Below are 13,151 nucleotides of genomic sequence, written 5' to 3' on the forward strand. Positions count from 1 at the left end.
TCTGCTCTCTGAATGGCTCAGGCCGCGACGGGCTCGCGGGCGTCAATGCGCGGATCGAGTTCGCCGGCGCGGTACCGCCGCGCCATCTCGCTCATCGGAACGACCTTGATCTTGCTTGCGTGTCCGGCGGTGCCGAATTGCTCGAACCGTTCGCGGCACAGATCGCGCATCGCATCCATCGCTGGCTTCAAGAATTTCCGCGGGTCGAACTCGGAGCGCGCCTGCGCAGCCACCTTGCGGAACACCGCGGTCATCGCCAGCCGGCAGTCGGTGTCTATATTGACCTTGCGCACACCGCTCTTGATGCCGCGGACGATCTCCTCCACCGGCACGCCCCAGGTCTGCGGCATCTCGCCGCCGAACTGGTTGAACATGTCCTGGAGCGGCTGCGGCACCGAGGACGAGCCGTGCATCACAAGATGCGTATTCGGCAGCCGGCGATGGATCTCCTCGACCACCCGCATCGCCAGGATGTCGCCGTCGGGTTTGCGGCTGAACTTGTAGGCGCCATGCGACGTGCCCATCGCGATGGCGAGCGCATCGACCTTGGTGGCACGAACGAAGTCGACCGCTTGGTCGGGATCGGTGAGCAACTGGTCGTGGCTGACCTTGCCCTCGACGCCGTGACCATCCTCCTGCTCACCGCCGCCATGCTCGAGCGAACCGAGCACGCCGAGCTCGCCCTCCACCGACGCACCGACCCAATGCGCGAGATCGACGACGCGGCGGGTGATCGCCACGTTGTAGTCGTAGTCGGCTGCGGTCTTGGCGTCCGACTTCAGCGAGCCGTCCATCATCACTGAAGTGAAGCCATGGGCGATGGCGGATGCGCAGGTCGCCTCGTCATTGCCGTGGTCCTGGTGCATGCAGAGCGGGATATCCGGGTACGTGCGCTCCAGCGCATCGATCATATGCGAGAGCATGAGATCGCCGGCGTAGCTGCGCGCGCCGCGCGAGGCCTGGATGATCACGGGCGCATCGACCTCGGCCGCTGCCTGCATGATGGCAATCCCCTGCTCCATGTTGTTGATGTTGAACGCCGGCACCGCGTAGCCGTGGTGAGCTGCGTGATCGAGCAATTGCCGAAGGGTGATACGTGCCACGGGATATCCTCCTGTTATCTTTTGCCTGCGCGCGCGATTGCCCGCCGGGCGGCATCCGCGATGCTTTGGGATGTGATTCCGAATTCGTGATAGAGCACGGGCGCCGGCGCCGAGGCGCCGAAGCCGCGCATGCCGACGAACTCACCATCGGCACCGATCCAGCGCGACCAGTCGCCGAGCACAGCCGCCTCAATTCCGATGCGCGGCGCGGTGCCGAGCACCTGGGCGCGGTAGTCGTCCGGCTGCTCCTCGAACAGCGCGAAACACGGCGCGGAGACAACGGCCGCGCGGATGTGCTCGGTCGCGAGCAGGCGGGCGGCTTCCAGCGCGATCGAAACTTCCGAGCCTGTTGCGATCAGCGTCACGTCGCGGCCGCCATCCGGCGTGACCACGAGATAGGCACCGTGCGCCACGCGGTTTCTGCCACGGGCATCGCTGCGGAATGTCGGGAGCGCCTGGCGCGACAGGCAGAGCACGGAGGGACGATCCTCCGCCTCGAGCGCGCAGTCCCAGGCTTCCAGCGTCTCCACCGCGTCCGCCGGGCGGAACACCAGCAGATTCGGAATCACCCGCAGCGCTGCGAGATGCTCGACCGGCTGATGTGTCGGGCCGTCTTCGCCGAGGCCAATGGAGTCATGGGTCATCACATGGATGACGCGGAGCCGCATCAAGGCCGCAAGGCGGATCGCCGGCCGGCTGTAGTCGGAAAACGCGAGGAACGTGCCGCCGTAGGGAATGAAGCCGCCATGCAGCGCGAGGCCGTTCATCGCAGCGGCCATGCCGTGTTCGCGAATGCCATAGTGGATATAGTCGCCTGCGAATGCGCCGTGGGTGACCGGCTGCTGGGCCTTGGCGTGTGTCAGATTCGAGTGCGTCAGGTCCGCGGAGCCGCCGACCAGGCCGGGGATCGTCCCGGCAATGCCGTCAAGCACCTGCTGCGAGGCCTGCCGCGTCGCGAGCTTCGGCCGCTCGGTGGCAAAGCGCTCGCGCAATTTTGCCGAGGCCTGGGCATAGGCGCCCGGCAGGGCAACAGCCTTGCCCTCGATGAAAAGCTCACGCTGCGCCGGCTCCGCAAGCTCATAGCGGTCGAGCCATGCAAGGCGGGCCACCTGCCCGCGCTGTCCGATCATCCGCCAAGCCTTCAGGATCGGGATCGGCACGACGAAGGGCTGGTAGTCCCAGCCGAGCGTCCGGCGCGCCGCCGCGGTCTGCTCGGCGCCGAGCGGAGCGCCATGCGCCTTCTCGGTGCCCTGGCGGTCCGGCGCACCAAAGCCGATGATGGTGCGGCACGCGATCAGCGACGGCCTTGTGGTTTCACGCTCCTCGGCAATGGCCTGCGCGATCGCCTCGGCGTCATGCCCGTCGACGCGGCGCACCGACCAGCCCGACGCCGCGAACCGCGCGAGCTGATCGTCCGACGTCGCGAGCGAGGTCGGCCCGTCGATGGAGATGCCGTTGTCGTCGAACAGCACGATCAGCCGTGACAATTGCAGATGGCCCGCGAGCGAGATCGCCTCCTGGCTGAGGCCTTCCATCAGGCAGCCATCGCCGGCGATCACATAGGTGAAGTGATCGACGAGACCGTCGCCGTGCCGCGCATTGGCCATGCGCTCCGCGAGTGCCATGCCGACCGCGGTCGCGATCCCCTGCCCCAGCGGCCCCGTCGTGGTCTCGACGCCCGGTGTGTGGCCATATTCCGGATGGCCCGGCGTCTTCGAGCCCCACTGCCGGAACGCCTTGATGTCGTCGAGGCCGAGATCGCCGCCGGTGAGATGGAGCAGCGCATAGAGCAGCATCGAGCCGTGGCCAGCCGAGAGGACAAAACGGTCGCGGTCCGGCCAGTTCGGATGCGCCGAGTCGAACTTGAGGAATCGCGAGAACAGCACGGTCGCGACGTCGGCCATGCCCATGGGCAAGCCGGGATGGCCGGACTGCGAGTTCTCGATGGCGTCGACCGCGAGGAAGCGGACGGCATTGGCGAGATCACTATGCGTGACCGCCGTGAGGTCGGCTTCGGCGTGGACAGAGATGTTCATCGGATCCTCCCTTGTTCACTTCAGATTTCGCTTGCGCTCGATGAGCTGCATGATCAGCGGCGTCAGGATGAGCTGCATCGCCAGGTCGAGCTTCGCGCCGGGGCACACGATGGAATTCGCGCGCGACATGAAGCTGTGCGGCAGCATCGAAAGCAGATAGGGGAAGTCGATGCCGCGCGGGTTCTTGAAGCGGATCACCACCATCGATTCGTCCGGCGTCGGGATCCAGCGCGCGATGAACGGATTGGACGTATCCACCGTCGGCACGCGCTGGAAATTGATGTCCGTCTCGCTGAATTGCGGACAGATGTAGTGGATGTAATCAGGCATCCGCCGCAGGATGGTGTCAGTGACGGCTTCCGTCGAATAACCGCGCGCACTGCGGTCGCGGTGCAGCTTCTGGATCCATTCGAGATTGATGACGGGCACGACGCCGATCTTCAAATCGGCATAGCGCGCGACATTGACCTTCTCGGTGACGACGGCGCCGTGCAGGCCCTCATAGAACAGCAGGTCCGAATTTTCGGGCAGCCGCTCCCATTCGGTGAATGTGCCCGGCGCCGCGCCGTGTAGCGCGGCTTCCTCGGCATCGTGCACATAATGCCGCGTCACGGCCGCGCCGGTCTCGCCATAATCGCGGAACGCGCGCTCCAGCTCCTCGAACAGATTGGTCTCGGGGCTGAAATGGCTGAAATGCCTGTTGCCGCACTCGGCCTCCCTCGCCATCTGCGAGCGCATCTCGGCGCGATCGTAGCGGTGGAACGCGTCGCCTTCGATGTAGACGGCATTGACGCGCTCGCGGAAGAATATCTGCTCGAAGGTCTTCTTGACCGAGGTAGTGCCCGCGCCGGAGGAGCCTGTGATCGAGATGATCGGGTGTTTCCTAGACATGCGTCACCTCTCTTACAGCCGGAAGAAGCCGCGCCGCGCGAACAGCGGCGCGGAGATGCTTGCGACCAGCAGCGGATCGCAATGCAGTTCCGCGACGCGCCGCACCTCATTGCTCGAACCCATGATCAGGGGCACGCGCTGGTGCAGATTATCCGCCGCGAGGTCGAGGATGCGCTCGCGCCCGGTCGAGGCGGAGCCGCCGGCCTGCTCCATGATCAAGGCCATCGGGTGCGCCTCGTAAGTGAGGCGCAAGCGGCCGTCGCCATAGCCGGGGCGCGCATCGGACGGATAGAGGAAGACACCGCCGCGGGTGAGAATGCGGTAGGTCTCCGCGACCAGCGAGCCGATCCAGCGCATGTTGAAGTCGTGGTTGGCCGGCCCCTCGACGCCGGCGAGGCACTCATCGACGAAGGCACGCACCGGCTGTTCCCAATGCCGGCGGTTGGAGGCGTTGATCGCGAACTCGTCGCAGGCCTCGGAAATCTGCACGGCGCTGCGTGCGAGACGGAAGCACCCGGACCTGCGGTCGAGGGTGAAGATGTCGACGCCGTCGCCAAGCGTCAGCACCAGCGAGGTCTGCGGACCGTAGGTAACGAAGCCGGCGGCAAGCTGTGCCGAGCCGCGCTGGTGGAAGGCGAGAGCGAGGTCGTCCGGCGCCGGCAGGATCGAGAAGATCGTGCCGACGGTCATGTTGATGTCGATGTTGGAGGAGCCGTCCAGCGGATCGATCGCAATGCAGATCTTTGCCTCGCGGTCGCCGAGCTGCGGCTCGCGCATTTCCTCCGACGCCAGCGCCGCAATCGGCAGCTTGCTGAGGCAGCGGCGCAGGATCGCATCCGCCCGCACATCGAGGTCACGCTGGAGGTCGCCGTCGCTATTGCGCCCGGTCGTCAGGCCCGATGCGTCCGCGAGATCTCCGGTGCCGATGAGGTCGGCGATCTCGATCGCGGCCGCGGCAATGGCGTCGACTGCGGCTGCGACCGCCAGCGCGTGGGATGCGGTCTCGGAATACCGTTGAAGGTGGTCGTCCAGCTTGAGTTGCCCGGTCATCTGCGTCCATCCCTTTGCTGGCGCCGCATCCAGTTCTCTCCGGCGGAGATCGGTGCGGTCGGTCCAGCACAGGGAGATTGACAGGACGAACTTAATAAGGAAAATTTCTATTCATAATGAGAGCCAAAGAATTATCTTATAATGCCCATCCGGCGGCACAGCTTCGGCATCTGACGATCCGGCAGCTCCGCTCGCTCGCGACGCTCGCGGCCAAGGGCAGCGTCACGGCGGCCTCCGGCCACCTCGGGCTGACGCAGCCGGCCGTCACCCAACAGCTGCGCCAGCTTCAGGATCTGGCAGGCCTGCCGCTGGTGCAGCGGACCGGCGACGGCATGCTGTTGACGGAAGCGGGCAAGGAGGTGCTGGCGCTCGCCGAGCGCGTCGAGGCCGCAATCGCCGACTGCCAGGGCGCGCTCGACCTGCTCGCCGGCCGGACCGGCGGCACGGTGCGTCTCGGCGCGGTCTCGACCGCAAAATATTTCGTGCCGCACGCGATCGCGGCATTCTCGAAGCGGTATCCGAAGATCGAGATCAAGCTCACCATCGGCAATCGCGAGGAGATCCGCGAAGCCATGCACGGCTACGACCTCGATTTCGCCGTGATGGGTCGGCCACCGGCCGACGTCAGCGTCGACGTCCGTCAGCTCGGGCGTAATCCGCACGTCATCGTCGCGCGCAAGGGGCACTGGCTGGAGAAGGACTCAGGCCTCAGCCTGACCGATCTCGTGCACGAAACCTTCCTCACCCGCGAGCCGGGATCGGGCACACGCACGCTGATGGAAGGCATGTTCCAGAAGTCCGATCTCGAGCCGATCATCGGCATGGAGATGAGCAGCAACGAAACCATCAAACAGGCGGTGATCGCCGGGCTCGGCATCGCCTTCATCTCGGCCCACACCGTGGCGCATGAGCTCACCGAGGGCCGGCTCATCGTGCTCGACGTTGCGGGGCTGCCCATCGTCCGGCAATGGTACGTGATCCGCCGCAGCGACAAGGTGCTGCTGCCGCCCGCGCAGGCGATGTTCGATTTTCTGGGCTCGGAGGGATCGAACTATCTGCCCGACCTGCCCGAACTCGGCGAACGATAGGCTTTAGCCCATCAGCTTCATGGCGACGGTTGCGGCCAGAATGACGATGATCTGGAGCAGGCGCTCAGTCGTGAAGATGCGGTTGAAAGTGGTCATCGCTCGCCCCCGGCCGACGTGAAAGAGATCTCGATCGGGACGTTGCTAGCACACGCAAGCACCGGGACAACACCGTAGTCGCCATGGGTCGGGCCGGAACCAGCTCTGCTCCGCGCCCGATCTGACGATCGCGCCCTGCGTGATGGTTAACGATCAGGCTGCGAGCTGGACAGCGGCGTGATCCGCACGGCTGGCGAAATAGGCTTCCAGCTCCGTCAGCGCCCGCGCTTCCCATTCCCCGGCCTGCTCCAGCAGCGACCAGCTCTGGTTCGGCCGGAAGACAGCGGTCTGGCGATAGAGCGATGCGATCCCGCGATAGCGGCGCACGTTCTCCAAGATGGCCTGGCCGTTCATGTCCGAAAACTCCCTCGTCATTCCCGGGGGAGAAATTGCGGCCAAATCTTTTTCGAAAAGTTAGCGGCGCAGGCGAAGCTGGCGGATGGTTGCCGGACTGTTGCAGGGAAGCAACGCGCCGCGCCCGTTTATTGCGAATTCGTTGCCGCGCTTTCGCCTGAAGCCCTCAACCCGCCACGGCTGATGATCGCCATCGTCTCGCGGCAGAGATCGGCAAGGCCGATCAGGAGCACGGCAAGCAGGAAGAACAGCTTGATGGAATCCGCATAGGCACTGGTCAACGGGCTGAACTCGAAGAAGGGCGGCATGAACGCCCACCACACCACTGGGATAGTGAGCAGTGCGGCGAACGCCGCGGCCGGCGCACCTGCGAGAACCCCCACCAGGAAAATGCTGGGCAGGAACGTGGCAAAATACAGTTTTGCGCCGAGCACGACGCAAATGCCCTGAACCATGGCCGACACTGCCACGATCGCAAATCCGAGCACAAACGCCTGCCACGACCATGGCCGTACCCGCGGTACGCCAAACAGCCCCGCACGAACCATAAGCCTCCCCCTGCCGCCTGTTGATCAGGCCCGCTTGCGACCAAAGTACTACAGCGGCGCTGAAACCGCGAGGCGCAAATCGCATGGTCGTGCGCTTGGTAAACGGCCGCAGGGCACAATCGTACCGCTTCGGGAGCTACTCCGTGGCCGCATACAGCAGGCCCGCGACGGGCAAGGCGAGGCCGATCGCCGATGCGAGCGTCCAGCCGCCCTGCGCGAATGCCCAGGCGCCGAGCGCGGAGCCGGCGGCGCCGGCCGCGAAGAATGTCGCCATGTAGAGGCCGTTGAGTCGGCTGCGGTGCTCATGCCCGAGCACGAAGATGGCGCGGAAGCCCAGCACGACGTTGCCCTGCACGCCGAAATCGATGGCGATGGCGGCGGCCACCAGGCAGGCGAGATTGAGCGCCGATCCGGCCGCGCCGAGATGCGTGATCAGGAAGCCCACGGCCACGAGCAGCATCGCCACCAGGGTCGCGGCGCGACTATGGCCGCGATCGGCGAGCCGTCCCGCAATCGGAGCCGCAAACACGCCTGCAACGCCGGCCAGTGCGAACAGCGCGATGCCGCGCTGGGAGAAGCCGAACTCGCTGGCGAGCAGGAGCGGCGTTACCGTCCAGAACAGGCTGAAGGCGCCGAACAGGCACGCCTGGTAGAGCGCCCGACGCCGGAGCAGCGGCGTGGTTCGCACCAGATACGGCATCGACAGCAGCAGCGTACCATAATGCATGCGCGCAACCGGCTTGCGCTTCGGCAGCGTCATCCAGAGCACCGTTGCGAGCACGATCATGAGCGCGGCGGAGGCGAAGAACACCGCATGCCACGACAGGGCCGCCGTGACGAAGCTCGACACCGGCCGCGCCAGCATGATGCCGAGCATCAATCCGGTCGAGACGTTGCCGACGACGCGGCCGCGAATGGCCTCCGGCGTCAGATGCGCCGCATAGGGAATGATGATCTGGACCGCGACCGAGCCGAAGCCGATGAAGAGCGCGGCGATCAGGAACGGCAGCGCATGGGTGGCGAATGCGGCGGCGAGCAACGCCGCGGCACCGAGCATGATGACGGAGCAGATCAGCGTGCGGTTCTCGACGAGATCGCCGAGCGGCACGATCAGGAGCAGCCCAGTACCGTAGCCGATCTGCGTCATGGTCACGATCAGTCCCGCGGCGGCATGCGACAGGCCGAGCGCGCCGCTGATCGGGCCGATCAGCGGCTGGGCATAGTAGATATTGGCGGCGACCATGCCACAAGCCGCGGCAAGCACGAAGGTCAGTCGCTGCGACACCGCATCCGGCTCGGGTGCGGTCTCGATCGTGGCATTCATCGTCATTCACGGTCTCCAGATATAGAGAATAGGTTATTTCCTAATTGGTCAAAACAATCAGGCCAGCAGCTTCATCGCGACGCCGATCAGGCGCTCGCCGTCGAGCGGCAGCCGCGCCTTGCCGACGACGCGCAGGCCCTGCGTCATGCAGATCATCAGCCGCGCGGTATCGTCCGCATCGACATGGTCCGGGATCGAGCCATCGGCCAGCCCCTCGCGAATGAGGCCGGCGATGAAATTTTCATTGGTCCTGAGCTGCGCCGTGACGCGTGCCGCGATCCCGGAATCGACCGTCGACAATTCGACCGCGCTGCCGACCACGAGACAGCCGCGTCGCCCTTCGCTGCCCTGGGAATGTTCGACATAGGAGAGCAGCACGTTACGCACCCGCTCCCGGCCGTTGGTGCCGCGCGCCGCGGCGCTGCGGGTCTGCGCCTGGCGGATCGCGGTGTAGCGCTCGAAGGCGGCGAGGAACACCGCATGCTTGTCGCGAAACGCCTTGTAGATGCTGCCGGTGGCAAGCCCCATCGCTGCGGTCAGGTCGCCGATCGAAGTCGCATGATAGCCGCGCTCGCAAAATACCCGCACCGCCCTGTCGAGGGCGGTGTTCATGTCGAACTCCCGGGGCCGGCCAAGCGGACGGGGGGCAGGCTGTGATCGGCGGGAGGCTTTTCGCATGGCCGGATAATAGGGAATGATTGTTCCCGAATCAAGGCACGTGGTTGTGATTGTTGGGAACGACGCGATCAGCCACGGATTCGGTGTCGTCCTGGCGAAGGCAGGACCCATACCGCGAGGTCTGTCGATTATGGGTGGTATAAATACCGCACGGCTTATCTTCGCCAAAATCCTCCCTGGGGTAATGGGTCCTGGCTTTCGACAGGACGAGGTTGGGGAGATGGCGTCGCCACGCAACGCGCAAGCGCAAATCACGCCTTGGGCGGCACCGGCGTCCCGTCCGCCATGGTGGTCCGTCCCTTCCGTTCGACGATCAGCCCGTAGGCCCGGGGCTGACGATGAACGTCGAAGTTGAACGTCGTGCGCTTGTAGGAATTGCAGAGATCGAGATCGCAGCGGGCCAGCGCGATCTCGTCGCCCTTCGTCGTGCACGCCGCGACGATCTCGCCCGAGGGCGCGATGATGCAGCTTCCGCCGATGTGGTCGACGCCCTCCTCGATGCCGGCCTTGGCGACGCCGACCACAAACGTGCCGTTCTGGTAGGCGCCGGCCTGCATGACCAGATGATTATGGAACAGCGAGAGGTCGTCATGCTCAGGCGCGGGCGGGTTGTGCACCGGCGTGTTGTAGCCGATCAGCACCATCTCGACACCCTGGAGCCCCATCACACGATAGGTCTCGCTCCAGCGGCGGTCATTGCAGATCGCCATCCCCACTACGCCACCGAAGGCGTCGGCCACATCAAAACCGCTGCCGGGTTCGAAATAGCGCTTTTCCAGATGCTGAAACTTGCGCCACGGCTCGGGTTCGGCATGGCCGGGCAGATGAACCTTGCGATATCTCGAGACGATCACGCCGCTCTTGTCGACCAGAATGGACGTGTTGTAGCGGCGGCTGACGCCGGCCTCGACCGTCAGCTCGGCATAGCCGAGGTAGAAGCCGATTCCAATCTCGCGGGCGAGGTCGAACAGGGCCAGCGTCTCCGCTCCCGGCATGTCGCGCTCGAAAAAACTGTCGATCTCGGCCTGGTCCTCGAAGTACCACCGCGGAAAGAACGTGGTCAGCGCCAGCTCGGGATAGACGATCAGGTCGCAGCCGTTGGCGCGCGCCTGGCGCATCAGCGCCATCAGCCGCGCCACGACCTCGGTCCTCGTCTCGGCTCTCGCAACCGGGCCAAGCTGGCCGGCTGCGACATTCACAAATCTCGCCACGCCTCGTTCCTTATTTCGGTTCTAAAGCGCGATGAGATGAGAATGAATCATCATCGCGCTTTAGGTCGTTGTTTGAGCATGATCTTTTCGGAAAACCGCTTCGCACTTTTCCGGATCGTGCTCTAGGATCGCTTCGAGGCCGAGCCTATCGCGAGATGCGCCACGGGCACAGGCCACTCTGCCACTGAATCGGCTGTGGAGGCCCGGGACACGCCTTCGCATTCTCGCGGCGCATTTCGCCCGAGTTTTGGCTGTTTCGTTCACGCCCTTGAACCAAGAGGGCGCAGGGAAGGCCGGGTGCCGGCTGGCACCCACTCATCCGCTGTGCGAAAGCACACGCAGAAAAACTGCACAGCGGTCAACAGGTGTAGCCGAAACACTCGGCCTTCCCTGCGCAGTGGGTTGACGGCTTATGCCGCGCTCTCCCGGGAGCCGAATTCCTTCTGGCCTCCCTCGCCCCGCGAATTGACGGCGTGGTTGACCCGGTTGGGCGCTCCACACCTCCGCTAGAGCTTGACCGTAGCAACGACGGCCAGGACCACACGGTTTTGCCGTACGCGAGTCCACCTATCGCCACAGGGTTCTCCGGCGTTGTCGAATTAGCCGGAAAAATGTTGGCGAGACGAACCGTCAGCGCCGCTCGTCCGCACGTGGCCGCGGGCTCACAGGGACTACCCGCCCTGCCCGCACCTCTCGTGCCGACGCTGCCGCGTCCACCGCAACCCGGCTCGCATATCGTGACGACGTACGATCGCCCCTCCTGGTGAGCCGGGATAGGAGACACATACGCCATTTCCGAATTTCGGTAAAGCGGAATATTCTTAGCCATCGGGATTGACACGCGGCCGACACAGCCGATGCTGGTGGCGCAGAGGTGACGAACCGCGACGCGCAACGCCAAACGGCCTGGCAGGCCTGCTCACTCAGCCGGCGCGCTGGCATTCTCCTTGCTGCACCACGGTCAATCCCTCAGACCCACGGTGGGTCTGTCTCATAGTGAGGCGATCGCATGCAGCCGACGTCCCGTTTCGAAGCGACTATCCCGACACAGCTCCACGCGCTGATTTCCGATCTGCGTTGGCGCACGCAGATGCTCGACGCCGACATTCTGGAGGAAGAGCGGAAGGCCGGCATCTCAGACCTGAAAAACCCTGCCTACCCGATGCTCGCGTTGAACTTGAGGGCTCGGCGCGACAATATCCAGGTGAGCATCACGATCCTGGAAAACCGCCTCGAGAAACGATCGACCGAGTGGCCACGCGCCGCCTGATGCGAATGGTGCCGGGCCCGAGCTCGCAACGCGACGATACCCGCGGGCGAGCCCGGGCGATGGCACGATAGCTCTATCGTCTGCGACGGCAAACGCGCCTGGATCCGCGTTGCCAATCTGCAACGGTTCCCCTCCGTCAGAAGCCTGACAAAAGAAATTCCCATTGCGGCCACGAACCCCGCTCACAACGCCGTGAGACTAGCAGGGGAACTACGATGCGTGCACAGCGCGTTTGGAAAGTGAATGGGGCCGCCAGCATCGGGCAGCTTCAAACCAGACTGGATGACCTGAACAAGCGGCTCAATCAGCTCGAAAACCAGCATCCTGAAAGCTGGAAAATGGAGGAGCTGAAATCGAGTGCGCTCGGCCTCTCGCGTGAGATCGACGACATCCGCTGCGCCGAGGCGACGGCGGCATTGAGCGAGTTGCTGCGGAAGTAGTGCGGAAGTCGTCGGGGCTCGACGATTCGGAGCGGCCTCGGGGAACCAACGTCCGCCGCCGCCATTTGCATGGAAGCATGGAGCTGAATCATGAGCAGGCATCTGACGCGAGCCCATCTCGCGCGCGGCGTTGCCGGCGCGGTTTCTATGCTGATCCTGTGCGCGACGGCGGCATTCACCATCGCGCGCCACTTCGCGTTGTGAGGGATAGGTTTGCATGACGTCCGACCCCGAGGAGGCGGTGAGGCTGCAAGGCTATGGCGAGATGATGTTGCGCACGGCGATCGCGACGCTGATGGCACTCGCACCGCGCGACCGATCCGACGCCGCCATCTTCCGCGTCCGCGATGGCTCACGACTCGCCTCAAACGAGATCGCCGAACTCGCCTCGGATTGGGGCATGGCGCCGATGGCTGAAATCAGGTCGCCAAAACTGGTCCCGGACCAGCATTGGCCTGACATCGTTCGCGGCATGGTGCGCGAGGCGCCGCTGCCATCGCTGATGGTGGCGTTTTTGGTGGGCGTGCTGGTGGCGCGGCGCTGATCGGCCTCGCAGCGCAAAATCCCGAGCCGGTGCGCTGGAAATTTACGTAGGGTTCGTCATCACCCCGTGCTTGTCAGCCTCAAACAATCTCACGCTTGTGAAGACATGCTCCGGTTGCATGTGAACTGGTTCACATCTGCACGTTCCACATAGTCCTAGCGTAGGTGCGGCTCCGCTTGTTTGGTACAGGCCGGGTCTGGGTCGCAGGACGACCTGGCAGCAAAATCTGACAGCGAGGGCCTGAGCAACCGCCAACCGATCTCCAGAGGAGATTGCCATGACTCTGAAATCAGCAGCATTTTTAATGCATACGCTCGTGGTGGCCGCCATTGTTTCGCAGACCAGCGGTTCCATCGCCAGCAATCAGACCGCTGACACGGCGGCTTCAAATCAGGCGAGAACCAATCAACCCCCACCCGCGCCGATAGTGGTCGCGCAAGGGCGCTGCTTCAACGGCAGGTGCTACTAATTGGCCGAACTGATAACTTATCCGGACCGTTGTGCGTGCGTGATGGAGA

The 13,151-nt window shown here is 64.4% G+C and carries 14 protein-coding genes; 5 read left to right on the top strand and 9 right to left on the bottom strand.

What is annotated here, in order from left to right; genetic code table 11:
* Positions 1-17 precede the first annotated feature (17 nt).
* Genes fba through IVB18_RS37150 form a run of 4 tightly spaced genes read right to left on the bottom strand, consistent with a single transcriptional unit; the run spans position 18 to position 5,080 of the window.
* On the bottom strand, positions 18-1,103 hold the full coding sequence (gene fba / locus IVB18_RS37135) for a class II fructose-bisphosphate aldolase (RefSeq protein WP_247985218.1): 1,086 nt from the start codon (positions 1,101-1,103) through the stop codon (positions 18-20).
* A gap of 14 nt (positions 1,104-1,117) precedes the next feature.
* On the bottom strand, positions 1,118-3,139 hold the full coding sequence (tkt, locus tag IVB18_RS37140; protein ID WP_247985219.1) for a transketolase: 2,022 nt from the start codon (positions 3,137-3,139) through the stop codon (positions 1,118-1,120).
* A gap of 15 nt (positions 3,140-3,154) precedes the next feature.
* Positions 3,155-4,030: a phosphoribulokinase gene (locus IVB18_RS37145; RefSeq protein WP_247985220.1), complete on the bottom strand. Its 876-nt coding sequence runs from the start codon at positions 4,028-4,030 to the stop codon at positions 3,155-3,157.
* 12 nt (positions 4,031-4,042) lie between these two features.
* Positions 4,043-5,080, bottom strand: coding sequence for a class 1 fructose-bisphosphatase (locus IVB18_RS37150; RefSeq protein WP_247985221.1), 1,038 nt, complete (start codon positions 5,078-5,080; stop codon positions 4,043-4,045).
* 116 nt (positions 5,081-5,196) lie between these two features.
* Here IVB18_RS37150 and IVB18_RS37155 point away from each other — a divergent pair, with 116 nt between their 5' ends.
* On the top strand, positions 5,197-6,168 hold the full coding sequence (locus IVB18_RS37155) for a LysR family transcriptional regulator (RefSeq protein ID WP_247985222.1): 972 nt from the start codon (positions 5,197-5,199) through the stop codon (positions 6,166-6,168).
* A 249-nt stretch (positions 6,169-6,417) separates the two neighbouring features.
* On the opposite strand, the gene IVB18_RS37160 is transcribed toward IVB18_RS37155, so the two are convergent.
* The 5 genes from IVB18_RS37160 to IVB18_RS37180 form a co-directional block, all read right to left on the bottom strand.
* Positions 6,418-6,618, bottom strand: coding sequence for a hypothetical protein (locus IVB18_RS37160; RefSeq protein WP_247985223.1), 201 nt, complete (start codon positions 6,616-6,618; stop codon positions 6,418-6,420).
* A 128-nt stretch (positions 6,619-6,746) separates the two neighbouring features.
* On the bottom strand, positions 6,747-7,166 hold the full coding sequence (locus tag IVB18_RS37165) for a DUF4118 domain-containing protein (protein WP_247985224.1): 420 nt from the start codon (positions 7,164-7,166) through the stop codon (positions 6,747-6,749).
* Between the two features lie 136 nt (positions 7,167-7,302).
* Complete coding sequence (locus IVB18_RS37170; RefSeq protein ID WP_247985225.1) at positions 7,303-8,496, bottom strand: MFS transporter; 1,194 nt, start codon at positions 8,494-8,496, stop codon at positions 7,303-7,305.
* 51 nt (positions 8,497-8,547) lie between these two features.
* Positions 8,548-9,102: a TetR/AcrR family transcriptional regulator gene (locus IVB18_RS37175; RefSeq protein ID WP_247985226.1), complete on the bottom strand. Its 555-nt coding sequence runs from the start codon at positions 9,100-9,102 to the stop codon at positions 8,548-8,550.
* Between the two features lie 317 nt (positions 9,103-9,419).
* Positions 9,420-10,379, bottom strand: coding sequence for an N-carbamoyl-D-amino-acid hydrolase (locus IVB18_RS37180; RefSeq protein WP_247985227.1), 960 nt, complete (start codon positions 10,377-10,379; stop codon positions 9,420-9,422).
* Between the two features lie 1,009 nt (positions 10,380-11,388).
* On the opposite strand from IVB18_RS37180, the gene IVB18_RS37185 reads away from it, so the two are divergent.
* The 4 genes from IVB18_RS37185 (at position 11,389) to IVB18_RS37200 (ending at position 13,102) form a co-directional block, all read left to right on the top strand.
* Positions 11,389-11,649, top strand: coding sequence for a hypothetical protein (locus IVB18_RS37185; protein ID WP_247985228.1), 261 nt, complete (start codon positions 11,389-11,391; stop codon positions 11,647-11,649).
* 215 nt (positions 11,650-11,864) lie between these two features.
* The gene (locus IVB18_RS37190) at positions 11,865-12,089 is read left to right on the top strand and encodes a hypothetical protein (RefSeq protein WP_247985229.1); all 225 of its coding nucleotides are present in this window, start codon (positions 11,865-11,867) and stop codon (positions 12,087-12,089) included.
* Between the two features lie 217 nt (positions 12,090-12,306).
* On the top strand, positions 12,307-12,633 hold the full coding sequence (locus IVB18_RS37195; protein WP_247985230.1) for a hypothetical protein: 327 nt from the start codon (positions 12,307-12,309) through the stop codon (positions 12,631-12,633).
* A gap of 277 nt (positions 12,634-12,910) precedes the next feature.
* Entirely contained in the window at positions 12,911-13,102 is a 192-nt protein-coding gene (locus IVB18_RS37200) for a hypothetical protein (protein WP_247985231.1), read from the top strand.
* Positions 13,103-13,151 lie beyond the last annotated feature (49 nt).

It is taken from the genome of Bradyrhizobium sp. 186, from assembly GCF_023101685.1.
Lineage (GTDB): Bacteria > Pseudomonadota > Alphaproteobacteria > Rhizobiales > Xanthobacteraceae > Bradyrhizobium.

Excerpts from the sequence above, each read along its gene's own strand:
- tkt (WP_247985219.1), bottom strand. The coding sequence starts at position 3,139 with ATGAACATCTCTGTCCACGCCGAAGCCGACCTCACGGCGGTCACGCAT.
- IVB18_RS37145 (WP_247985220.1), bottom strand. The coding sequence starts at position 4,030 with ATGTCTAGGAAACACCCGATCATCTCGATCACAGGCTCCTCCGGCGCG.
- IVB18_RS37150 (WP_247985221.1), bottom strand. The coding sequence starts at position 5,080 with ATGACCGGGCAACTCAAGCTGGACGACCACCTTCAACGGTATTCCGAG.
- IVB18_RS37155 (WP_247985222.1), top strand. The coding sequence starts at position 5,197 with ATGAGAGCCAAAGAATTATCTTATAATGCCCATCCGGCGGCACAGCTT.
- IVB18_RS37160 (WP_247985223.1), bottom strand. The coding sequence starts at position 6,618 with ATGAACGGCCAGGCCATCTTGGAGAACGTGCGCCGCTATCGCGGGATC.
- IVB18_RS37165 (WP_247985224.1), bottom strand. The coding sequence starts at position 7,166 with ATGGTTCGTGCGGGGCTGTTTGGCGTACCGCGGGTACGGCCATGGTCG.
- IVB18_RS37170 (WP_247985225.1), bottom strand. The coding sequence starts at position 8,496 with ATGACGATGAATGCCACGATCGAGACCGCACCCGAGCCGGATGCGGTG.
- IVB18_RS37175 (WP_247985226.1), bottom strand. The coding sequence starts at position 9,102 with ATGAACACCGCCCTCGACAGGGCGGTGCGGGTATTTTGCGAGCGCGGC.
- IVB18_RS37185 (WP_247985228.1), top strand. The coding sequence starts at position 11,389 with ATGCAGCCGACGTCCCGTTTCGAAGCGACTATCCCGACACAGCTCCAC.
- IVB18_RS37190 (WP_247985229.1), top strand. The coding sequence starts at position 11,865 with ATGCGTGCACAGCGCGTTTGGAAAGTGAATGGGGCCGCCAGCATCGGG.
- IVB18_RS37195 (WP_247985230.1), top strand. The coding sequence starts at position 12,307 with ATGACGTCCGACCCCGAGGAGGCGGTGAGGCTGCAAGGCTATGGCGAG.
- IVB18_RS37200 (WP_247985231.1), top strand. The coding sequence starts at position 12,911 with ATGACTCTGAAATCAGCAGCATTTTTAATGCATACGCTCGTGGTGGCC.